33 protein-coding genes are annotated in these 18,637 nt (G+C 51.5%); 5 read left to right on the top strand and 28 right to left on the bottom strand.

Going from position 1 to position 18,637, the window contains the following annotated elements; translation table 11 throughout:
• The first annotated feature begins 34 nt into the window (after positions 1 to 34).
• The 5 genes from HUF18_RS15580 to HUF18_RS15560 all read left to right on the top strand — a co-directional run bounded on the left by HUF18_RS15580 (position 35) and on the right by HUF18_RS15560 (position 4,754).
• Positions 35 to 868 (top strand): TRAP transporter TatT component family protein, encoded by an 834-nt coding sequence (locus HUF18_RS15580; RefSeq protein ID WP_225692821.1) that lies wholly within the window; start codon positions 35 to 37, stop codon positions 866 to 868.
• A gap of 6 nt (positions 869 to 874) precedes the next feature.
• Positions 875 to 1,876, top strand: coding sequence for a TRAP transporter substrate-binding protein (locus HUF18_RS15575; RefSeq protein WP_225692820.1), 1,002 nt, complete (start codon positions 875 to 877; stop codon positions 1,874 to 1,876).
• Positions 1,876 to 2,361: a TRAP transporter small permease gene (locus HUF18_RS15570; RefSeq protein ID WP_225692819.1), complete on the top strand. Its 486-nt coding sequence runs from the start codon at positions 1,876 to 1,878 to the stop codon at positions 2,359 to 2,361. Before HUF18_RS15575 ends, HUF18_RS15570 begins: the two co-directional genes overlap by 1 nt.
• Positions 2,358 to 3,635: a TRAP transporter large permease gene (locus tag HUF18_RS15565; RefSeq protein WP_225692818.1), complete on the top strand. Its 1,278-nt coding sequence runs from the start codon at positions 2,358 to 2,360 to the stop codon at positions 3,633 to 3,635. The genes HUF18_RS15570 and HUF18_RS15565 overlap by 4 nt, the downstream gene beginning before the upstream one ends.
• Positions 3,636 to 3,836: 201 nt before the next feature.
• Positions 3,837 to 4,754 (top strand): alpha/beta hydrolase, encoded by a 918-nt coding sequence (locus HUF18_RS15560; protein WP_225692817.1) that lies wholly within the window; start codon positions 3,837 to 3,839, stop codon positions 4,752 to 4,754.
• A gap of 59 nt (positions 4,755 to 4,813) precedes the next feature.
• Here the strand turns inward: HUF18_RS15560 and rplQ are convergent, their stop codons facing one another.
• From rplQ to rpsJ, 28 genes are all read right to left on the bottom strand, one after another.
• Positions 4,814 to 5,224, bottom strand: coding sequence for a 50S ribosomal protein L17 (gene rplQ / locus HUF18_RS15555; RefSeq protein ID WP_145466699.1), 411 nt, complete (start codon positions 5,222 to 5,224; stop codon positions 4,814 to 4,816).
• A 32-nt stretch (positions 5,225 to 5,256) separates the two neighbouring features.
• On the bottom strand, positions 5,257 to 6,258 hold the full coding sequence (locus tag HUF18_RS15550; protein ID WP_145466700.1) for a DNA-directed RNA polymerase subunit alpha: 1,002 nt from the start codon (positions 6,256 to 6,258) through the stop codon (positions 5,257 to 5,259).
• Between the two features lie 22 nt (positions 6,259 to 6,280).
• Positions 6,281 to 6,901, bottom strand: a complete 621-nt coding sequence (gene rpsD / locus HUF18_RS15545; RefSeq protein WP_145466701.1) for a 30S ribosomal protein S4 — start codon at positions 6,899 to 6,901, stop codon at positions 6,281 to 6,283.
• 12 nt (positions 6,902 to 6,913) lie between these two features.
• Complete coding sequence (gene rpsK / locus HUF18_RS15540; RefSeq protein WP_145466702.1) at positions 6,914 to 7,303, bottom strand: 30S ribosomal protein S11; 390 nt, start codon at positions 7,301 to 7,303, stop codon at positions 6,914 to 6,916.
• A gap of 72 nt (positions 7,304 to 7,375) precedes the next feature.
• Positions 7,376 to 7,732, bottom strand: coding sequence for a 30S ribosomal protein S13 (rpsM, locus tag HUF18_RS15535; protein ID WP_145466703.1), 357 nt, complete (start codon positions 7,730 to 7,732; stop codon positions 7,376 to 7,378).
• Between the two features lie 106 nt (positions 7,733 to 7,838).
• On the bottom strand, positions 7,839 to 7,952 hold the full coding sequence (rpmJ, locus tag HUF18_RS15530; RefSeq protein ID WP_145466704.1) for a 50S ribosomal protein L36: 114 nt from the start codon (positions 7,950 to 7,952) through the stop codon (positions 7,839 to 7,841).
• A gap of 20 nt (positions 7,953 to 7,972) precedes the next feature.
• The gene (secY, locus tag HUF18_RS15525) at positions 7,973 to 9,292 is read right to left on the bottom strand and encodes a preprotein translocase subunit SecY (RefSeq protein ID WP_145466705.1); all 1,320 of its coding nucleotides are present in this window, start codon (positions 9,290 to 9,292) and stop codon (positions 7,973 to 7,975) included.
• Positions 9,292 to 9,726 carry a 50S ribosomal protein L15 gene (gene rplO / locus HUF18_RS15520; RefSeq protein WP_145466706.1) on the bottom strand — a complete coding sequence of 145 codons (435 nt, stop codon included), beginning with the start codon at positions 9,724 to 9,726 and terminating at the stop codon, positions 9,292 to 9,294. Before rplO ends, secY begins: the two co-directional genes overlap by 1 nt.
• 1 nt (position 9,727) lies before the next feature.
• Positions 9,728 to 9,913, bottom strand: a complete 186-nt coding sequence (gene rpmD, locus HUF18_RS15515; RefSeq protein WP_145466707.1) for a 50S ribosomal protein L30 — start codon at positions 9,911 to 9,913, stop codon at positions 9,728 to 9,730.
• 6 nt (positions 9,914 to 9,919) lie between these two features.
• Complete coding sequence (gene rpsE, locus HUF18_RS15510; protein WP_145466708.1) at positions 9,920 to 10,429, bottom strand: 30S ribosomal protein S5; 510 nt, start codon at positions 10,427 to 10,429, stop codon at positions 9,920 to 9,922.
• Between the two features lie 11 nt (positions 10,430 to 10,440).
• A complete protein-coding gene (gene rplR, locus HUF18_RS15505) occupies positions 10,441 to 10,791 on the bottom strand; it encodes a 50S ribosomal protein L18 (protein ID WP_145466709.1) in 351 nt (116 codons plus the stop codon).
• Positions 10,792 to 10,801: 10 nt separating this feature from the next.
• Positions 10,802 to 11,335, bottom strand: coding sequence for a 50S ribosomal protein L6 (rplF, locus tag HUF18_RS15500; protein ID WP_145466710.1), 534 nt, complete (start codon positions 11,333 to 11,335; stop codon positions 10,802 to 10,804).
• A gap of 11 nt (positions 11,336 to 11,346) precedes the next feature.
• On the bottom strand, positions 11,347 to 11,739 hold the full coding sequence (rpsH, locus tag HUF18_RS15495) for a 30S ribosomal protein S8 (protein ID WP_145466711.1): 393 nt from the start codon (positions 11,737 to 11,739) through the stop codon (positions 11,347 to 11,349).
• Between the two features lie 60 nt (positions 11,740 to 11,799).
• Positions 11,800 to 12,105 (bottom strand): 30S ribosomal protein S14, encoded by a 306-nt coding sequence (rpsN, locus tag HUF18_RS15490; protein WP_145466712.1) that lies wholly within the window; start codon positions 12,103 to 12,105, stop codon positions 11,800 to 11,802.
• 10 nt (positions 12,106 to 12,115) lie between these two features.
• Entirely contained in the window at positions 12,116 to 12,655 is a 540-nt protein-coding gene (gene rplE / locus HUF18_RS15485) for a 50S ribosomal protein L5 (RefSeq protein WP_145466713.1), read from the bottom strand.
• Positions 12,656 to 12,673: 18 nt separating this feature from the next.
• Entirely contained in the window at positions 12,674 to 12,988 is a 315-nt protein-coding gene (gene rplX / locus HUF18_RS15480; protein ID WP_145466714.1) for a 50S ribosomal protein L24, read from the bottom strand.
• Between the two features lie 16 nt (positions 12,989 to 13,004).
• Positions 13,005 to 13,373 carry a 50S ribosomal protein L14 gene (gene rplN, locus HUF18_RS15475; protein ID WP_145466715.1) on the bottom strand — a complete coding sequence of 123 codons (369 nt, stop codon included), beginning with the start codon at positions 13,371 to 13,373 and terminating at the stop codon, positions 13,005 to 13,007.
• 32 nt (positions 13,374 to 13,405) lie between these two features.
• Complete coding sequence (gene rpsQ / locus HUF18_RS15470; RefSeq protein ID WP_145466716.1) at positions 13,406 to 13,672, bottom strand: 30S ribosomal protein S17; 267 nt, start codon at positions 13,670 to 13,672, stop codon at positions 13,406 to 13,408.
• A gap of 2 nt (positions 13,673 to 13,674) precedes the next feature.
• A complete protein-coding gene (gene rpmC, locus HUF18_RS15465) occupies positions 13,675 to 13,866 on the bottom strand; it encodes a 50S ribosomal protein L29 (RefSeq protein ID WP_145466803.1) in 192 nt (63 codons plus the stop codon).
• Positions 13,866 to 14,279 carry a 50S ribosomal protein L16 gene (gene rplP / locus HUF18_RS15460; protein ID WP_145466717.1) on the bottom strand — a complete coding sequence of 138 codons (414 nt, stop codon included), beginning with the start codon at positions 14,277 to 14,279 and terminating at the stop codon, positions 13,866 to 13,868. The genes rpmC and rplP overlap by 1 nt, the downstream gene beginning before the upstream one ends.
• A 12-nt stretch (positions 14,280 to 14,291) precedes the next feature.
• Positions 14,292 to 14,981 (bottom strand): 30S ribosomal protein S3, encoded by a 690-nt coding sequence (gene rpsC / locus HUF18_RS15455; protein WP_145466718.1) that lies wholly within the window; start codon positions 14,979 to 14,981, stop codon positions 14,292 to 14,294.
• 11 nt (positions 14,982 to 14,992) lie between these two features.
• Positions 14,993 to 15,328 carry a 50S ribosomal protein L22 gene (gene rplV, locus HUF18_RS15450; protein ID WP_145466719.1) on the bottom strand — a complete coding sequence of 112 codons (336 nt, stop codon included), beginning with the start codon at positions 15,326 to 15,328 and terminating at the stop codon, positions 14,993 to 14,995.
• 13 nt (positions 15,329 to 15,341) lie between these two features.
• Complete coding sequence (gene rpsS, locus HUF18_RS15445; RefSeq protein WP_145466720.1) at positions 15,342 to 15,617, bottom strand: 30S ribosomal protein S19; 276 nt, start codon at positions 15,615 to 15,617, stop codon at positions 15,342 to 15,344.
• A gap of 17 nt (positions 15,618 to 15,634) precedes the next feature.
• Positions 15,635 to 16,462: a 50S ribosomal protein L2 gene (gene rplB / locus HUF18_RS15440; protein ID WP_145466721.1), complete on the bottom strand. Its 828-nt coding sequence runs from the start codon at positions 16,460 to 16,462 to the stop codon at positions 15,635 to 15,637.
• Positions 16,463 to 16,474: 12 nt separating this feature from the next.
• A complete protein-coding gene (gene rplW / locus HUF18_RS15435; protein ID WP_145466722.1) occupies positions 16,475 to 16,771 on the bottom strand; it encodes a 50S ribosomal protein L23 in 297 nt (98 codons plus the stop codon).
• Positions 16,768 to 17,370, bottom strand: a complete 603-nt coding sequence (gene rplD / locus HUF18_RS15430) for a 50S ribosomal protein L4 (RefSeq protein ID WP_145466723.1) — start codon at positions 17,368 to 17,370, stop codon at positions 16,768 to 16,770. Before rplD ends, rplW begins: the two co-directional genes overlap by 4 nt.
• A gap of 3 nt (positions 17,371 to 17,373) precedes the next feature.
• Positions 17,374 to 18,006, bottom strand: a complete 633-nt coding sequence (gene rplC / locus HUF18_RS15425; protein WP_145466724.1) for a 50S ribosomal protein L3 — start codon at positions 18,004 to 18,006, stop codon at positions 17,374 to 17,376.
• A gap of 104 nt (positions 18,007 to 18,110) precedes the next feature.
• Entirely contained in the window at positions 18,111 to 18,422 is a 312-nt protein-coding gene (gene rpsJ / locus HUF18_RS15420; protein WP_145466725.1) for a 30S ribosomal protein S10, read from the bottom strand.
• Between the last annotated feature and the right edge of the window lie 215 nt (positions 18,423 to 18,637).

Below are 18,637 nucleotides of genomic sequence, written 5' to 3'. Positions count from 1 at the left end.
CTCCTGAAAGCAGCGCTCTGGTTCTGAAAGCGGTATGAAAACACTAGTCAGTCTTATGTTATTCGGGTTACTCAGCGCCTGCTCGGTGAGTAACCTGCCCGGCAACCTCTCCCGTTCAATGATGAACCAGGATGACCCGGCCATCGTCGCCGCCGGTGCCCCGGCCTATCTGTTGTTACTTGATGCCCTGATTCTTACTTACCCCGAAAACGAAGACTTCCTGCTCGCCGGCTCCCGTCTGTACGGCGCTTATGCCGGCGTCTTTGCTCAGGACCCGGATCAGGCCAAACGCATGGCCGACAAGGCCATCGGCTACGCCCGCCGCGCCCTGTGCGAATACGATGAAGATGCCTGCACCTTAATTGACGGCCCACAGAATGATCTGCTGGCCGGTCTGGAAGAAGACTACGACGCCGACGATATCGCCGTGTTCTACGCCATGGCTGCCGCCTGGGCCGGCTGGATTCAGGCCAACAGCGACGACTGGAATGCCATCGCCCAGCTCGGCAAGGTCAAAATTCTGATGCAGTGGGTCGCAACCCAGGACCCCGCCTATGATCACGCGACCGTGCAGGTTTACCTCGGTGTACTGGAAACCCAGCTCCCTCCGTCACTGGGCGGTAAACCGGAACTGGGACGGGAATATTTTGAACGCGCCATCGACATGACCCGAGGCGAAAACCTGATGGCCAAGGTGCTGTACGCCAAGCAATACGCCCGCCTGATGTTTGAACAGGAATTGCACGACCGCTTATTACAGGAAGCTCTGGATGCCGACCCGCACAGCGAGGGGCTCACCCTGATTAACCGTCTGGCCCAGCGCCAGGCAGCCGTTCTGTTAGCCGAATCCTCTGAATACTTTGAGTGAGATCCTATGAAACTGATCACCGCCCTGGCGCTGACCCTGAGTCTGCTGAGTCCTCTGGCTCAGGCTGCCACCACCCTGAAAATTGCCACTCTGGTTCCTGATGGCACCAACTGGATGAAGCTGATGCGTCAGGCTGCTGATGACATCAAGCAGGAAACCGACAGCCGGGTAAAAATCAAATATTTCCCCGGTGGCGTACAGGGCAGCGATAAAAGCGTGCTGCGTAAAATGCAGATCCGTCAGCTGCAGGGTGGTGCCGTTTCTACCGGTGCAATGTCACACATTACCAACGTGACGCAGTTGTACAGCCTGCCATTTACGTTCCACAATCTCGATGAAGTGCGTGCTGTACGCGCCGAGTACGACCAGTACATCGCTGCAGCGCTGCAGGAAAAAGGCTACATCCTGCTGGGCCTGTCAGAAGGCGGTTTTGCTTATCTGATGTCCAACAAGCCACTGAAATCATCGGTGGATGTTCGCAGCCAGAAAGTCTGGGTGCCGGAAGGCGATATCATCAGCCAGACCACTTTTGAGAATGGTCAGGTAGAGCCGATCTCCCTGCCGGTATCCGATGTTTATACCAGCCTGCAGACTGGCCTGATTGATACCGTTGCCGTCAATGCCACCTCGGCGATTGCCCTGCAATGGCACACCAAACTGAGCTATGCCACCGATTTTCCACTGGCCTTTATCTTCGGCATGCTGGTCGTTGACGAACGCGCCTTCAGCAAAATCGACGCTGCTGATCAGGCCGTTGTGAAACGCATTATGGCCGCAACCTTCCGCGCGATGGATGTACAGAACGAAAAAGACGAGCAGGGTGCACGTGCGGCACTGGCACAGAATGGCATGCAGTTTGTCGAGCTGACCGAAGAAGATAAGCTGGCCTGGCGCAAGATGGCGCAGGACAGCATTAACACCCTGCGCGAGAAATCGGTTTACCCGGTTGAGCTGTACAACAAGCTGAAGCAGAGCCTGAACAACAACCGTCAGGCGGCTGCGCAGTAATGAAGAAATGGCTGTCTACCCTGCACCGCATCGAAGATGCTGTACTGGTGCTGTTACTGCTGGCGATGATTGTTCTCGCCGGCGTCGATATTCTCGCCCGTACACTGTTTGGTGGCGGGGTGGTCTGGGTGCAGCCATTGCTGCGGGTTATGGTACTTTGGCTTGGCCTGCTTGGCGCCCTGCTTGCCACCCGCTCACGCGAACATATCGCCATTGATCTGATCAACCGCCTCGCTGGTCCGCAAACCAAACGCTGGCTGGCGGTACTGACCTCGGCCTTTGCGGCCTTTATCTGTCTGGTTGTGGCCTGGAATGCTCAGGCCTTTGTGCGCTTTGCTTTCGAGTTTGGCGATATCGCGTTCGGACGAGTGCCAGCCTGGCCTCTGCAACTGGTGATTCCGTTAAGCTTCGCGCTGATGGGATTACGTTTCAGCCTGCAGGCCGTACAGGAACTGTTCGAGCAGACCCGGGAGGCTGAAGCATGAGCATTCTGGTTCCGCTGTTACTGTTATTTCTGGCATTGGCCGGTGCGCCACTCTTTACCGTGATCGCGGCCAGCGCGATGTGGGGCTTCTGGCAAACCGATGTTGATCTGCAGACCATGGCTATCAGCATCTATCAGATTGCTGAAATGCCGGTGCTGATTGCAATTCCGCTGTTTACCTTCGCAGGTTATCTATTGGGCGAAAGCAAGGCTCCACAACGTCTGGTACGCATTACCGATGCCTTCCTTGGCTGGATGCCCGGCGGTCTGGCGATTGTGGCTCTGGCAGCCTGTGCACTGTTTACCGCCTTTACCGGCGCCTCCGGGGTGACCATCGTCGCTCTTGGTGCGCTGCTGGTGCCGGCCCTGCAGAAAGCAGGCTACAAAGAGTCGTTTAATCTGGGTCTGGTTACCACTTCCGGTAGTCTGGGTCTGTTATTCGCACCATCACTGCCACTGATTCTGTACGGTGTGGTTGCTCAGCAAATGGCGCTGGACACGCCGGTCAGCATCGATGACCTGTTCCTCGCCGGTCTGTTGCCAGGCCTGCTGATGTTGTTTGCCCTGTCGCTCTACAGCGCCTGGCAGTCACGCGGTATTGAGCGCGATCACCATCCTTTTGATAAAGCAGAAGCCTGGGCGGCAATTAAAGACAGCGCATGGGAAATTCCGCTGCCTTTTGTAGTACTGGGCGGTATTTACAGCGGCTTTTTCGCGGTATCAGAGGCGGCTGCGCTGACCGCCTTTTATGTGCTGATCGTCAGTGTGGTTATCCGCCGAGAAATCAGCCTGACCCGGCTGCCGCTGGTGATGCGCGATTCGATGAAACTGGTGGGCGCGATTCTGCTGATTCTTGCTGTCTCCATGGCTTCAACCAATTACATGATTGATGCCGGCATTCCGGAACAGATCTTTGCTTTTATCCAGCAACACGTCAGTGATTCGTTCACCTTTTTGCTGCTGCTGACGATATTCCTGCTGATTCTGGGCATGATGCTCGATATTTTCTCAGCCATCGTCATTATGATTCCGATCATTCTGCCGATTGCCATTGAGTACGGCATTCATCCGATTCATCTGGGCATTCTGTTCCTCGCGAATATGCAGCTGGGCTACTTTACGCCGCCGGTTGGGATGAACCTGTTTATTGCCAGCTTCCGCTTTAATAAGCCGGTTATGACGCTGTACCGCGCCACCATCCCGTTCTTCTTTATTCTGCTCGCCTGTGTGCTGATTATTACCTATTGGCCTGCCCTGAGCCTCGCGCTGCTGTAAAACACGATCACAGACGCTCTGCGGGGCGTCTGACCCTTCTTTACAGCTGCTTGCCCAATCTGACATGGCCCCGGGTTATGGTAGTAACTCATGATCGTGCTCATGGATGAGTATCCTTCCTAAGACGTTGTTTGCGGGTTAATCTTGACCCGCTTTTTTTTATCCCCATCAGTAAAATCAATAAAAATCACAGGAAGGCTTATGGCCAGTCTGACCGCCCGTCTGACACGCACTCTTCTGCGTGCTTTGGTGCAACCGACATTCACACCCGAATTCGGCCTTAAACGCCAGCGCCAGCGTTTAAATGCCCTGCAACAACTCATGCCCATGCCTTTTGGCGTACGCAAACAGATTACTCCCTGTGGCGGCGTTCCCGCCTGGCGTCTGACACCGGCGACCGTACATGACGCCGGTAGCGCACAACATGCCGGTGCGAGCGTGATGCTGTATCTGCATGGCGGAGGCTATGTCGTCGGTTCTCCGACCAGTCATGGTGAAATGGTCGCCCGTATCGCCCGCCAGTGCAGTATTGATACCTGGCTTATTGATTACCGCCTTGCTCCTGAACATCCGGCACCAGCCGCCCTTGAGGACGCACTCAGTGCCTACCGTACCCTCAGCGCTCAGGGGCCGGTGATAATTGCCGGAGATTCTGCCGGCGGCGGTCTGAGTCTGGCCCTGACTGCGGCTGCTCTGGAACAGCAGCTGCCACGCCCACAGGCTCTGGTTTTATTCTCGCCCTGGTGTGATCTGAGCTGCAGCGGAGCTTCCATCAGTGAAAGGAAAGAACGGGAGGTATTACTGCAGACAGACTGGATTCTCTTTGCGGCGGAGCAGTATGCCGGGCAGCAGGATCTGGACAATCCGCATATATCGCCACTGCATGCCGACTTCAGCGATTTTCCACCTACCCTGATTCAGGTTGGCAGCGAAGAAATTCTGTACGATGACAGCGTGCGCCTCGCTCAGCGTATGCGCCATGCAGGCGCTGAGGTAACCCTGAGTGAATATCCTCAGATGTGGCACGTATTTCAGCTGCACGCCGGTTATATGCCTGAAGCGCGCCAGGCACTGAATGAAATTGCGGCCTTTACCAGACAGCAGCAAAAGCGCGAATAACGGCCAATAAAAAGGCCCGCAGTCTTACGACGGCGGGCCTTTTTATTTAACTGCCGAAATTACTCAGCGGCTTCATCCTGAACTTCAACAACATCCGCTTCTGCTACTGCAACCGGACGGTCTACCAGTTCAACATATGCCATTGGAGCGTTATCACCAGCACGGAAGCCACATTTCAGAATACGAATGTAACCACCTGGGCGGGTTTGATAACGAGGACCCAAATCGCTGAACAACTTACCTACTGCTTCTTTGCTACGGGTACGAGCAAAGGCCAGACGACGGTTAGCAACTGAATCTTCTTTTGCAAGAGTAATCAGTGGCTCAGCTACGCGACGCAGCTCTTTCGCCTTTGGCAGGGTAGTCTTGATAATTTCATGCTCGAACAGGCTCACCGCCATGTTTTTAAACATGGCTTGACGGTGTGCGCTGGTACGATTGAAGTGACGACCACTTTTACGATGACGCATGGTTTTATTCCTTAACTAACTGAACGCTCTGCTCAGGCTAATACTTTGTCGTCGTTACGGAGGCTGGCAGGTGGCCAGTTCTCCAGATGCATTCCCAACGACAGTCCGCGTGAGGCCAGAACGTCTTTGATTTCAGTCAGAGACTTCTTACCTAAATTAGGAGTCTTCAACAGCTCTACTTCTGTACGCTGGATCAGATCACCGATGTAGTAAATGTTTTCTGCTTTCAGACAGTTGGCAGAACGAACGGTCAGTTCCAGATCGTCCACAGGACGAAGCAGGATCGGATCGATCTCTTCTTCTTCACGAATCTGTTCAACGACTTCGTCATTTTCCAGATTTACGAAGATAGCCAGCTGTTGCTGCAAGATGGTCGCGGAACGACGGATCGCTTCTTCCGGATCGATGGTACCGTTGGTTTCGAGATCGATAACCAGTTTGTCCAGATCGGTACGCTGTTCCACACGAGCGCTTTCAACGCTGTAAGAAACACGCTTAACCGGGCTGTAGGTAGCATCAAGCTGCAGTTTGCCAATGGCCTTGGTTTCTTCATCGTTCTGGTTACGGGACTCAACAGTCTCGTAGCCACGACCGGAAGCAACTTTCAGGGTCATTTTCAGTTCAGCGCCTTCACCCAGATGGGCGATAACGTGAGCTGGGTTAGCAACCTCAACACCATGATCCAGTTGAATATCGGCAGCTGTTACTGTTGCCGGGCCAACTTTCGCCAGGCTCAGAATCGCTTCGTCACGTTCATGTAATTTGACCGCAACACCTTTCAGGTTCAGCAGGATTTCAATTACGTCTTCCTGTACACCTTCGATCGCGCTGTACTCATGCAGAACGCCATCGATTTCGCATTCAACGATTGCAGCACCCGGCATAGAGGAAAGCAGGATACGACGCAATGCGTTGCCTAAAGTGTGGCCGAAACCGCGCTCAAGCGGCTCCAGAGTCACTTTAGCGTGGGTATTGTTTACCTCATCCACCTGGATGTGACGAGGTGTCAAAAATTCATTAACTGCACGCTGCATAGCTGCCCCTTAAGTTCCTCTATTACTTAGAGTAAAGTTCCACGATCAGGTTTTCGTTGATCTCTGCTGGGAGATCAGCGCGCTCAGGAACTGCTTTGAAAGTCCCTTCCATCTTACCTGCATTGACATCAATCCACGCACAATCAGTGCGCTGTGCTGCCAGCTCAAGAGCAGTTTTGATACGATCCTGATTTTTCGCTTTCTCACGAATCGTAACCACATCGCCGCTCTTAACGTTGAACGAAGGAACGTTCACAGTCTGACCATTCACAGCTACTGCTTTGTGAGTGACCAGCTGACGTGATTCAGCGCGGGTAGAGCCGAAGCCCATGCGGTATACAACGTTATCCAGACGAGATTCCAGCAGTTGCAGCAGGTTTTCACCGGTTGCGCCTTTACGACGCGCTGCTTCTTTGTAGTAGCTGCGGAATTGCTTTTCCAGGATACCGTACAAGCGACGTACTTTTTGCTTTTCGCGCAGCTGCAGACCGTAGTCAGACAGACGACCGCGACCAGCACCGTGTACGCCAGGCTTGGTTTCCATTTTGCATTTAGTGTCTAATGCACGAACGCCGCTCTTCAGGAACAGGTCAGTTCCTTCACGACGAGACAGCTTACACTTAGGACCAATATAACGTGCCATATTTCTGCCTCCTTATACGCGACGCTTCTTAGGTGGACGACAGCCGTTATGTGGGATCGGAGTAACATCAGTGATGTTAGCGATCTTGTATCCACATGCGTTCAGAGCGCGGACTGCTGATTCACGACCTGGACCTGGACCTTTAACTTCCACGTCGAGGTTTTTCAGACCGTACTCTTTTGCTGCTTCACCAGCACGCTCTGCTGCTACCTGAGCGGCGAAAGGAGTGCTCTTACGAGAACCACGGAAACCTGAACCACCGGCGGTTGCCCACGACAGAGCATTACCCTGACGGTCGGTGATGGTTACGATGGTGTTGTTAAAAGAGGCGTGGATGTGCGCAATGCCATCGACTACCGTCTTTTTAACCTTTTTCTTGGTTGATCTTTGTGGCTTAGCCATTTTTAAATCCTGCTTTTAATATCAACACTGCAACAAGTCGAATGCAGCTACACTAAAAGACCGACCGTAAGATTACTTACGGATCGGTTTGCGCGGGCCCTTACGGGTACGAGCATTCGTTTTAGTACGCTGACCACGAAGTGGCAGGCTGCGACGGTGGCGGATACCACGATAGCAAGCCATATCCATCAGACGTTTGATGTTCATTTGCACTTCACGGCGCAAATCACCTTCAACCGTATGTTTAGCTACTTCGTTACGAACAACATCCAGCAACTCTTCGCTCAGATCACCGATTTTGGTGGTCTCTGCAATGCCAGTAGCGGCACAGATCTGCTGGGCAGTAGTACGACCAATGCCATAGACATAGGTCAGAGAAATCACTGCATGCTTGTTGTCAGGAATATTGACACCGGCAATACGGGCCATGTCTAACTCCGTTACACTTTACTTGATGAAAGGGCGCGAGATACTACAGGCAGCTCAAAAATAAATCAAGCCATCTGTAATATTCACACCCGACCTTGTCCGGGGATTAACCCTGACGTTGCTTGTGCTTTGGATCTGAACAGATCACGCGCACACTACCGTTACGGCGAATAATTTTGCATTCACGGCAGATTTTTTTAACAGACGCACGTACTTTCATGACAGTCTCCTAAATCTGGCTCAGCGGGCTGAGCCAAAATTCTTCAGATTTGCTTTCTTCATCAGCGATTCGTACTGGTGTGACATCAGGTGCGATTGAACCTGAGCCATGAAATCCATTACGACCACAACCACGATCAATAACGATGTGCCACCGAAGTAGAAAGGTACATCCGCAGCGACTACCAGGAACTGAGGCATCAGACACACCGCGGCAATGTACAGCGAACCGAACAGAGTCAGGCGTCCTAAGACAGCATCAATATACTTGGCAGTCTGAATGCCCGGGCGGATACCCGGAATGAAAGCACCAGACTTCTTCAGGTTTTCGGCAACATCTTTCGGGTTGAACATCAACGCCGTATAGAAGTAGCAGAAGAAAATAATACCGGCAGCGAACAGTACGATGTACAGCGGCTGGCTTGGCGCCAGAGCCATACTGATGTCCTGCAGCCACTCCATACCCTCACCCTGGCCAAACCACGTTCCCAGAGACGCAGGGAACAACAGCAGGCTTGAAGCAAAGATCGCAGGAATTACACCGGCCATATTAAGTTTCAGCGGTAAATGACTTGTCTGTGCCGCAAACATCTGACGACCCTGCTGACGTTTTGCGTAGTTAATGGTGATGCGACGCTGGCCGCGCTCAACAAAGACTACGAAACCGATCACCACGACTGCCAGGGCAGCAATAACCAGCAATACCAGAATATTCAGGTCACCCTGACGCGCAGACTCGAAAGCCTGACCAATTGCACTCGGCAGACCAGCAACAATACCGGCGAAGATCAGGATAGAGATGCCATTACCGATACCACGTTCGGTAACCTGCTCACCCAGCCACATCATGAACACTGCACCTGCCACGAAGGAAGGTACGGCTGCGATGTAGAAATCAATGCCCGAAGAGAAAGTAACGCCCTGGCCGGCAAGGCCGGCCGAGACGCCGAAGGCCTGAATCGTTGCAAGCAGTACAGTACCGTAACGGGTGTACTGGGTAATCTTGCGACGACCGGCTTCGCCTTCTTTCTTCAACTGTTCCAGCTGCGGACTCACCGCCGTCAGCAATTGCATGATAATGGAAGCAGAGATATAGGGCATGATGCCCAGCGCCAGAATACTCATGCGCTCCAGTGCACCACCGGAGAACATATTGAACATTTCCAGGATTGTGCCCTGATTCTGCTCGAATAAACGTGCCAATGCTTCCGGATTAATACCTGGCACCGGGATATGGGTGCCAATCCGATATACTACAATCGCCAGGAGCACGAAGCGGATGCGTGACCAGAGTTCAGTCAGTCCGCCTTGCATGCCCTGTGGGAGTCCTTGCCTAGCCATTAGTCTTCGACCTTTCCACCGGCTGCTTCAATAGCAGCTTTTGCGCCTTGAGTGACTTTCAGACCTTTGATGGTCAAAGCCTTCTTGACTTCACCAGACAGAATCACGCGAGCTTCTTTGATCTTCTCGCCGATAACGTCTGCAGCTTTCAGTGCTGCCAGATCTACAACATCGCCTTCAACCAGAGCCAGTTCGTTCAGACGGATCTCTGCAACGTACTGTGCTTTGCGTGAAGTAAAGCCAAATTTTGGCAGACGACGGTGGATTGGCATCTGACCGCCTTCAAAGCCCGGAGCCACTTTACCGCCTGAGCGTGATTTCTGACCTTTGTGACCACGACCACCAGTCTTACCCAGACCGGAACCGATACCACGGCCAACACGCTTAGGAGCAGGCTTCGAACCAGGAGCTGGGCTCAATTCGTTGAGACGCATATTACTCCCCTTCTACCTTAACCATGTATTGAACTTGGTTGATCATGCCGCGTACAGATGGAGTATCTTCCAGCTCAACGGTATGACCAATACGACGCAGACCCAGGCCTTGCATGGTTGCACGGTGCTTTGGCAGCTTGCCAATGGTGCTCCGTGTCTGGGTCACTTTTACGGTTTTCTTAGCCATAACGTATTACCCCAGGATCTCTTCTACGGACTTACCGCGCTTGGCAGCTACTTCTTCCGGAGACTTCATTTGTGCCAGACCATTGAAGGTTGCACGAACAACGTTTACCGGGTTGGTAGAGCCATAGCACTTAGCCAATACGTTTTTAACACCAACCATCTCCAGAACGGCGCGCATTGCACCGCCGGCGATGATACCGGTACCTTCAGAGGCCGGCTGCATGTAAATCTGTGCGCCAGAGTGACGGGCACGGACAGGATACTGCAGAGTGTTGCCGTCCAGCTGAACATTGACCATGTTGCGCTTAGCCTGTTCCATCGCCTTTTGAATTGCCAGAGGCACTTCACGGGACTTACCACGACCAAAACCAACACGACCATTGCCGTCGCCAACCACGGTCAGAGCGGTAAAGGCGAAAATACGACCACCTTTTACCACTTTGGCTACGCGGTTTACCTGAACCAGCTTCTCTTGCAGTTCACTTTCGTTACGTTCTACACGTTCATTATTTGCCATGATCTTTACCCTTAGAATTCCAGGCCGCTTTCACGAGCCGCGTCAGCCAGAGCTTTAACACGACCATGGTATTTAAAACCAGAACGATCGAACGCAACTTTGGTGATGCCAGCGGCTTTCGCACGCTCAGCAATCAACTGACCAACTTTGGTCGCTGCATTAACGTTACCAGTAGTGTCACTACGCAGATCCGCTTCAACGGTTGAAGCTGTCGCCAAGACGGTAGCGCCATTGGCAGAGATGATCTGAGCGTAAATGTGTCTGGGCGTACGATGAACGCACAGACGAACCGCGCTTTTCTCACGGATGTTCATCCGTGTTTTGGTGGCACGGCGCAAACGAGCTTTTTTCTTCTCATTCATGGCCTAGACCTTACTTTTTCTTGGCTTCTTTACGACGCACATTTTCATCAGCATAGCGAACACCCTTACCTTTATAAGGTTCTGGTGGACGGTAGCCACGGATCTCAGCAGCAACCTGACCTACTTTCTGCTTATCAATACCTTTGATAACCACTTCGGTCTGGCTTGGCGTCTCGACAGAAATGCCTTCCGGCAGTTCATAGTCGATTGGGTGAGAGAAGCCCAGAGTCAAATTTAATGACTTGCCGGATGCTTTGGCACGATAACCAACACCCTGCAGAATCAGTTTCTTTTCGAAACCAACGTTAACACCGGTAACCATATTGTTTACCAGGGCGCGGAAAGTACCGGCCAGAGCGTTGGCTTGCTTGTCGCCAGTTTTAGGAGCGAAGGTCAGTACGTTTTCTTCCTGTTTGATTTCAACAGAAGAATGCACATCCAGTTCTAACTGGCCTTGCTTGCCTTTGATGGCGATTTTGTCTGCAGCCAGTTTAACTTCTACGCCGGCTGGGATTTGTACAGGAGCTTTTGCTACGCGAGACATCGTAATTCCCCTTAGAATACGGTCGCAATAACTTCACCGCCCACGCCCGCAGCACGAGCAGCGCGATCAGTCATAACGCCTTTAGAGGTGGATACGATAGCCACACCCAGACCTGCTTCAACTTTAGGCAGCTCTGTGGTGCCACGGTACTGACGCAGACCAGGGCGGCTAACGCGCTGGATACGTTCAATAACTGGCTTACCTTCGTAGTATTTCAGATCGATGGTCATGGTCGGCTTGACCGCTTCATCGATAGAAAAACTGTTGATGTAACCTTCAGCTTCGAGAACCTGGGCTACAGACTTCTTAATTTTTGAAGACGGCATGCTTACATTCTTATGACCAGCTTGCTGGGCATTACGAATGCGGGTGAACATGTCCGCCAACGTATCTTGCATACTCATTAATAGTTACCTCTGTTGTACAGCGCCCCCCCTCCGGTTCTACCCGAAAGGGGGAATTGCTTACCAACTAGCTTTTTTCAGGCCTGGCACATTACCCTTCATGCCTTCTTCGCGCAACTTAATACGTGAAAGCTTGAATTTACGGTATACGCCGTGTGGACGACCTGTCATTTGACAACGACGCTGCAGACGGCTCGCGGATGAATCGCGTGGCAGTTTCTGCAGAGCTTGTTGTGCATTCCAACGCTCTTCGTCAGAAGAGTTAACGTTGCTCACGATCGCTTTCAGTTCAGCGCGCTTGGCGGCAAACTTGGCAACCAGTGCTTCACGCTTCAGTTCACGATTCTTCATGCTAATCTTAGCCATGCTTAACTCCTTAGTTACGGAACGGGAACTGCAGCGCTTTCAGCAGAGCGCGGCCTTCTTCGTTGGTTTTTGCGGTAGTTGTGATGGTCACATCCATACCACGGACCTTGTCTACTTTATCGTATTCAATTTCCGGGAAAATGATCTGTTCCTTCACACCCATGCTGTAGTTACCACGACCATCGAAAGACTTAGGGTTGATACCACGGAAGTCACGAACACGTGGCAGAGCCACATCGATCAGACGATCCATGAATTCCCACATACGCTCACGACGCAGGGTAACTTTACAGCCAATTGGCCAGCCTTCACGCAGTTTAAAAGCTGCGACAGACTTACGTGCCTTGGTGACAACAACTTTCTGACCGCTGATGGCTTCCATTTCGGCCACAGCGTTGTCCAGCAGTTTCTTGTCGCCCAGTGCTTCACCAACACCCATATTCAGGGTGATTTTGGTGACTTTAGGCACTTCCATAATGTTTTTGTAACCAAACTCTTCTTGCAGCTTGGCTACTACTTCGTTTTTATACAGTTCTTGTAAACGTGACATAGTAGTATCCAACTCCAATTAGGCGTCGACTTGTTCGCCTGTGGATTTGAAGATACGTACCTTGCTTTCGCCTTCAACTTTGAAGCCAACGCGGTCAGCTTTCTCAGTTTTCGGGTTCCAGATGGCTACGTTGGAAACCTGAATACCGGTTTCTTTTTCAACGATGCCGCCTGGCTGCTGCAGGTACGGGTTTGGTTTCTGGTGTTTTTTCACCACGTTAATGCCAGATACCAGCACACGGCCATCCTGCAGAACTTTCTGCACTTTGCCACGCTTGCCTTTATCTTTACCGGCAATAACAACTACTTCGTCATTTTTGCGAATCTTTAACATATCTCGTCCCCCTCCCTTAGAGCACTTCTGGTGCCAGGGAAATGATTTTCATGAACTGCTCAGAGCGCAGCTCACGAGTCACAGGGCCAAAGATACGGGTACCGATTGGCGCCAATGAAGCATTCAGCAGAACGGCAGAGTTTACATCAAAACGGATAATAGACCCGTCCGGACGACGTACACCTTTACGGGTACGTACTACCACGGCGTTCATTACCTGACCTTTTTTCACTTTACCGCGAGGAATTGCTTCCTTAACGGATACTTTAATCAAATCACCGATGCCGGCATAACGACGATGAGAACCGCCCAGTACTTTGATGCACTGTACGCGCTTCGCGCCGCTGTTGTCGGCAACGTCAAGCATTGATTGAGTTTGAATCATGCCTCTCGCTCCTAACTAACTGCGCCCGGTCCTCAGACCTTGGCGGCGCGCTCGTCGATATTTACCAGCGCCCAGGTCTTATTTTTAGACATTGGGCGTGACTCTTTTACTGTAACGATATCGCCAATCTGGCATTCGTTATTTTCATCGTGGGCCATCACTTTAGTAGAGCGTTTCACGAACTTTTTATAGATCGGATGCTTAACAAAGCGTTCAACCAGAACAGTGACGGACTTGTCCATCTTGTTGCTCACGACACGACCACTCAGGGTACGAACGGTTTTTGTGTTCTCAGTCATGATTATTCACCTGCCTTGCTAGCCAGCACGGTTTTTACGCGAGCGATATCACGACGGGTCTGGCCGATCAGATGAGTCTGACCCAGCTGACCTGTCGCTTTCTGCATACGCAGTTTAAATTGATCGCTCAACAGTTCTTCCAGCTGAGATTGCAGCTCAGCCACTGATTTATTTTTCAGTTCACTTGCTTTCATCACAGCACCGTCCGTTTAACAAATGCGGTTTCAAAAGGCAGTTTCGCAGCAGCCAGAGCAAAGGCTTCACGAGCCAGCTCTTCTGGTACGCCTTCGATTTCGTAAAGAACGCGACCTGGCTGAATCTGGCAAACCCAGTACTCAACGTTACCCTTACCTTTACCCATACGAACCTCAAGAGGCTTCTCGGTAATTGGCTTATCCGGGAAAACGCGGATCCAGATTTTACCACCACGCTTAACTTTACGAGTCATCGCACGACGTGCTGCCTCAATCTGACGAGAAGTCAGACGACCACGTCCAGTAGCCTTCAGAGCGTACTCACCGAAGCTCACTTTAGAGCCACGGATCGCCAAACCGCGGTTGCGGCCGGTCTGAACTTTACGGAACTTTGTACGTTTTGGTAACAACATAACTAATTCCCCTTATGAACGACCGGTTTTCTTTTTGCCCTGGTTCTTAGCGCGGTCACGTACCTCTTGGATACCACCGAGGATCTCGCCTTTGAAGATCCATACTTTTACGCCAATAACACCATAGGTAGTGTGTGCTTCATAAGTTGCGTAGTCGATGTCTGCACGCAGTGTGTGCAGAGGAACACGACCTTCGCGGTACCACTCGGAACGAGCGATTTCAGCACCACCCAGACGGCCACTCACTTGGATCTTGATACCTTCGGCACCACCACGCATTGCATTCTGTACAGCACGCTTCATAGCGCGACGGAACATCACACGACGCTCCAGCTGACTTGCAACGCTCTGGGCTACCAGCTTGGCATCCAGATCCGGTTTACGAACTTCTTCGATGTTGATGTGTACCGGGATACCCATCAGATCGCTGAGATCTTTACGCAGAACTTCTACGTCTTCACCTTTTTTACCGATCACGATGCCTGGACGGGCAGTGTGAATGGTTACTTTGGCGTTTTGCGCTGGACGCTCAATAACGACCTTGCTCACTGAAGCCTTTTCCAGGCGCTTTTCGATCAGAGATCGAACAGCAATGTCAGTCAGCAGGTTGTCGGCGTACTTATCCTTACCGGCATACCAGATCGAGTTATGATCTTTAGTGATACCTAAACGGATACCGGTTGGATGAACTTTCTGACCCATCTGACCAACTCCTATTTTTCTGAAACTTTCACAGTGATGTGACAAGTGCGTTTCATGATGCGATCGGCACGACCTTTCGCACGTGGACGAATACGCTTCATTGTCATACCTTCGTCAACGAACACGGTAGAAACCTTGAGTTCGTCTACGTCGGCACCGTCGTTGTGCTCAGCGTTGGCGATGGCAGATTCCAGTACTTTCTTGATGATGTCTGCGCCTTTCTTACCTGAGAAGGAAAGAATGTTCAGAGCTTCATCAATCTTCTTGCCGCGGATCTGATCCGCAACCAGACGTGCTTTCTGTGCAGACAAGCGAGCACCACGTAATACAGCGGCTACTTCAGACATATTTCACCCCTTATTAACGTTTGGCTTTCTTATCCGCCACATGACCCTTGTAAGTACGGGTCAGCGCGAATTCGCCGAGTTTATGTCCTACCATGTCTTCAGTTACGAAAACTGGCATGTGTTGTTTGCCGTTATGAACGGCGATTGTCAGCCCCACGAAATCTGGAAAGATTGTGGAGCGGCGAGACCAGGTCTTGATCGGACGTTTGTCGTTCTTCTCAAGAGCAGCCTCTACCTTCTTCATCAAGTGATGGTCAATAAATGGACCTTTTTTCAATGAACGTGGCACAGTTCTATCCTCTCTAATTATTTCGCAGAACGACGACGTACGATAAGTTTATCGGTACGCTTATTCTTACGAGTCTTGTAGCCCTTGGTTGGAACGCCCCATGGAGTAACAGGATGACGACCACCAGAGGTACGACCTTCACCACCACCGTGTGGGTGATCAACAGGGTTCATTACCACACCGCGAACGGTAGGACGAACACCGCGCCAGCGCGAAGCACCAGCCTTACCCAGTTCACGCAGAGCGTGCTCATTGTTGCCAACTTCACCGATAGTGGCACGACAATCAGACAGAACCTTGCGCATTTCGCCAGAGCGCAGACGCAGAGTGCAGTATGCACCTTCACGCGCTACCAGCTGAGCAGAGGTACCTGCAGAACGTGCGATCTGACCACCTTTACCAGGCTTCAGTTCTACGTTGTGAATTACGCTACCAACCGGTACGTTGCGCAGAGACATCGCGCTACCTACTTTGATCGGTGCATCTTCACCAGACACAATCGCATCGCCAGCACTCAGACCTTTAGGAGCCAGAATGTAACGACGTTCGCCGTCGGCGTACTTCAGCAGTGCAATGTTTGCGCTGCGGTTAGGATCGTATTCCAGACGTTCTACAACTGCTGGGATACCGTCCTTGTCACGTTTGAAGTCGATCAGGCGATAATGCTGCTTATGACCACCACCAATGTGACGGGTAGTAATGTGACCGTTGTTGTTACGACCACCGCTTTTTGACTTCTTCTCAACCAGAGCTGCGAAAGGCTTACCTTTGTGCAGTTCGTTGTTGACGACTTTCACCAGATGGCGACGGCCAGGAGAAGTCGGTTTAGTTTTCACCAATGCCATGACTTAAACCCCTTATTCCGCGTCTGCGAAGTCGATGTCCTGACCTTCAGCCAGGCGAACGTATGCTTTACGCACATCATTACGTTTGCCTGTACCGCGAGCAGTACGCTTGGTTTTACCTTTGATGTTGACGGTCTGTACGGAATCAACTTTCACTTCGAACAGAGCTTCAACAGCCTTTTTGATTTCAGGCTTGGTGGCATCCGGAGCAACACGGAATACATACTGGCCGTGCTTTTCAGCAACCAGAGTTGCCTTCTCGGAAATATGCGGAGCTACCAGCACTTTATAGATACGTTCACGGTTCATGCGTAGGCCTCCTCAAGTTTCTTCAGGGCGGGCACAGTCACCAGTACCTTTTCAAAAGCAATCAGGCTTACAGGATCGATAGCTGAAGCTTCGGTAATACCAACATGAGGAACGTTACGGGCAGCCAGATACAGCTTTTCGTCGATCTCATCGGCAACGATCAGGACATTGCTCAGTTCCATCTCTTTCAGCTTGGCAACGAATTCTTTGGTCTTGTGGGATTCCACAGCAAAAGAATCAGCAACAACCAGGCGCTCCTGACGGACCAGCTCAGACAAGATGGACTGCATCGCCGCGCGATACATTTTCTTGTTTACTTTCTGCTCGTAGTTACGTGGTTTGGCGGCGAAAGTTACACCACCTGAACGCCAGATAGGGCTGTTAGAAGTACCGGAACGGGCACGGCCTGTTCCCTTCTGACGCCATGGCTTAATACCACCACCGCTAACTTCAGAGCGGGATTTCTGTGCTTTGGTACCCTGACGGCCACCGGCCATATAGGCGGTAACGATCTGGTGAACCAGAGCTTCATTAAATTCACGACCAAATGCAGCTTCAGAAACAGCTACTGCGGTACCAGTGTTAGTTTTCAGTTCCATTGCTTACCCCTTAGCCTTAACAGCTGGTTTAACAATCACATCGGAACCAGTAGCACCTGGCACAGCACCTTTGATCAGCAGCAGATTGTTTTCTGCGTCCACACGAACAACTTCCAGGTTCTGAGTAGTAACCTGTTCAGCGCCCATGTGACCTGCCATCTTCTTGCCCTTCCAAACACGACCAGGAGTCTGACACTGACCGATAGAACCAGGGGCACGATGAGACAGGGAGTTACCGTGGGTAGCATCCTGGGTACGGAAGTTCCAGCGCTTAACGCCACCCTGGAAGCCTTTACCTTTAGATGAACCAGTCACGTCAACTTTCTGACCAGCTTCGAATTGCGCAACGGTCAGCTCATCGCCATTGGCCAGAGCTTCTTCGGTACGGAATTCCATAACGCCACGACCTGCCTGAACGTTTGCTTTCGCAAAGTGGCCTGCCTCAGCTTTAGTTGTGCGAGAAGCTTTCTTCTCACCAAATGTAACCTGCAGAGCACTGTAGCCGTCAGTTTCAACGGTTTTCACTTGTGCAACACGGTTAGGTGTTACGTGAACTACAGTAACAGCAACAGATTGACCTTCTTCGGTAAAGACACGAGTCATGCCCGCTTTCTTACCGACAATACCAATTGCCATTTTCCAATTACCTCTCGTGTACGGGGCTTAACCCACTATGGCCGCCCTCTTCTCCGACATGGACAAGGGCGTTACACAGAGCCTTACGGATAAATCCTGACGGATTAACCCAGGCTGATCTGAACTTCCACGCCGGCAGCCAGATCCAGTTTCATCAGCGCATCAACTGTTTTTTCAGTTGGCTCAACAATGTCGAGCATGCGCTTGTGTGTACGGATTTCGTACTGATCACGCGCGTCTTTATTAACGTGCGGGGAGATCAGAACGGTATAACGCTCTTTACGAGTAGGCAGTGGGATAGGACCACGTACCTGAGCGCCCGTACGTTTGGCAGTATCAACAATTTCCTGAGTCGAGGTATCGATCAGTCGATGGTCAAATGCCTTCAAACGGATACGGATTCGTTGGTTTTGCATTACCAAACTCCAAGTTTATGTGCAAGAGCTCACTTTCCCCGGATTAAGGGGACGCGAATTGTATGCGGCTGTACAAAAAGTGTCAACCACGGAATAACAGACGACTTCCGAAGCCGACAAAGCAGGCCGACACCGGAATCAAACTGACAAAAAAGCCCGCACAGAGCGGGCTTTTCAGCACAGACCCTAAGGCCTGTAATTTGTATTCAGATCAC

This window comes from Thalassolituus sp. ST750PaO-4 (assembly GCF_020320405.1).
GTDB lineage: Bacteria > Pseudomonadota > Gammaproteobacteria > Pseudomonadales > Oceanobacteraceae > Venatoribacter > Venatoribacter alkanivorans.
The sequence above is the reverse complement of the archived record's forward strand: the minus strand, read 5'-3'. Positions and strand labels throughout refer to the sequence as shown.

Bases quoted from the DNA above. Each gene is read 5' to 3' on its own strand.
- HUF18_RS15580 (WP_225692821.1), top strand. From the start codon at position 35: ATGAAAACACTAGTCAGTCTTATGTTATTCGGGTTACTCAGCGCCTGC.
- HUF18_RS15575 (WP_225692820.1), top strand. From the start codon at position 875: ATGAAACTGATCACCGCCCTGGCGCTGACCCTGAGTCTGCTGAGTCCT.
- HUF18_RS15570 (WP_225692819.1), top strand. From the start codon at position 1,876: ATGAAGAAATGGCTGTCTACCCTGCACCGCATCGAAGATGCTGTACTG.
- HUF18_RS15565 (WP_225692818.1), top strand. From the start codon at position 2,358: ATGAGCATTCTGGTTCCGCTGTTACTGTTATTTCTGGCATTGGCCGGT.
- HUF18_RS15560 (WP_225692817.1), top strand. From the start codon at position 3,837: ATGGCCAGTCTGACCGCCCGTCTGACACGCACTCTTCTGCGTGCTTTG.
- rplQ (WP_145466699.1), bottom strand. From the start codon at position 5,224: ATGCGTCATCGTAAAAGTGGTCGTCACTTCAATCGTACCAGCGCACAC.
- HUF18_RS15550 (WP_145466700.1), bottom strand. From the start codon at position 6,258: ATGCAGCGTGCAGTTAATGAATTTTTGACACCTCGTCACATCCAGGTG.
- rpsD (WP_145466701.1), bottom strand. From the start codon at position 6,901: ATGGCACGTTATATTGGTCCTAAGTGTAAGCTGTCTCGTCGTGAAGGA.
- rpsK (WP_145466702.1), bottom strand. From the start codon at position 7,303: ATGGCTAAGCCACAAAGATCAACCAAGAAAAAGGTTAAAAAGACGGTA.
- rpsM (WP_145466703.1), bottom strand. From the start codon at position 7,732: ATGGCCCGTATTGCCGGTGTCAATATTCCTGACAACAAGCATGCAGTG.
- rpmJ (WP_145466704.1), bottom strand. From the start codon at position 7,952: ATGAAAGTACGTGCGTCTGTTAAAAAAATCTGCCGTGAATGCAAAATT.
- secY (WP_145466705.1), bottom strand. From the start codon at position 9,292: ATGGCTAGGCAAGGACTCCCACAGGGCATGCAAGGCGGACTGACTGAA.
- rplO (WP_145466706.1), bottom strand. From the start codon at position 9,726: ATGCGTCTCAACGAATTGAGCCCAGCTCCTGGTTCGAAGCCTGCTCCT.
- rpmD (WP_145466707.1), bottom strand. From the start codon at position 9,913: ATGGCTAAGAAAACCGTAAAAGTGACCCAGACACGGAGCACCATTGGC.
- rpsE (WP_145466708.1), bottom strand. From the start codon at position 10,429: ATGGCAAATAATGAACGTGTAGAACGTAACGAAAGTGAACTGCAAGAG.
- rplR (WP_145466709.1), bottom strand. From the start codon at position 10,791: ATGAATGAGAAGAAAAAAGCTCGTTTGCGCCGTGCCACCAAAACACGG.
- rplF (WP_145466710.1), bottom strand. From the start codon at position 11,335: ATGTCTCGCGTAGCAAAAGCTCCTGTACAAATCCCAGCCGGCGTAGAA.
- rpsH (WP_145466711.1), bottom strand. From the start codon at position 11,739: ATGAGTATGCAAGATACGTTGGCGGACATGTTCACCCGCATTCGTAAT.
- rpsN (WP_145466712.1), bottom strand. From the start codon at position 12,105: ATGGCTAAGATTAGCATGAAGAATCGTGAACTGAAGCGTGAAGCACTG.
- rplE (WP_145466713.1), bottom strand. From the start codon at position 12,655: ATGTCACGTTTACAAGAACTGTATAAAAACGAAGTAGTAGCCAAGCTG.
- rplX (WP_145466714.1), bottom strand. From the start codon at position 12,988: ATGTTAAAGATTCGCAAAAATGACGAAGTAGTTGTTATTGCCGGTAAA.
- rplN (WP_145466715.1), bottom strand. From the start codon at position 13,373: ATGATTCAAACTCAATCAATGCTTGACGTTGCCGACAACAGCGGCGCG.
- rpsQ (WP_145466716.1), bottom strand. From the start codon at position 13,672: ATGACTGAGAACACAAAAACCGTTCGTACCCTGAGTGGTCGTGTCGTG.
- rpmC (WP_145466803.1), bottom strand. From the start codon at position 13,866: ATGAAAGCAAGTGAACTGAAAAATAAATCAGTGGCTGAGCTGCAATCT.
- rplP (WP_145466717.1), bottom strand. From the start codon at position 14,279: ATGTTGTTACCAAAACGTACAAAGTTCCGTAAAGTTCAGACCGGCCGC.
- rpsC (WP_145466718.1), bottom strand. From the start codon at position 14,981: ATGGGTCAGAAAGTTCATCCAACCGGTATCCGTTTAGGTATCACTAAA.
- rplV (WP_145466719.1), bottom strand. From the start codon at position 15,328: ATGTCTGAAGTAGCCGCTGTATTACGTGGTGCTCGCTTGTCTGCACAG.
- rplB (WP_145466721.1), bottom strand. From the start codon at position 16,462: ATGGCATTGGTGAAAACTAAACCGACTTCTCCTGGCCGTCGCCATCTG.
- rplW (WP_145466722.1), bottom strand. From the start codon at position 16,771: ATGAACCGTGAACGTATCTATAAAGTGCTGGTAGCTCCGCATATTTCC.
- rplD (WP_145466723.1), bottom strand. From the start codon at position 17,370: ATGGAACTGAAAACTAACACTGGTACCGCAGTAGCTGTTTCTGAAGCT.
- rplC (WP_145466724.1), bottom strand. From the start codon at position 18,006: ATGGCAATTGGTATTGTCGGTAAGAAAGCGGGCATGACTCGTGTCTTT.
- rpsJ (WP_145466725.1), bottom strand. From the start codon at position 18,422: ATGCAAAACCAACGAATCCGTATCCGTTTGAAGGCATTTGACCATCGA.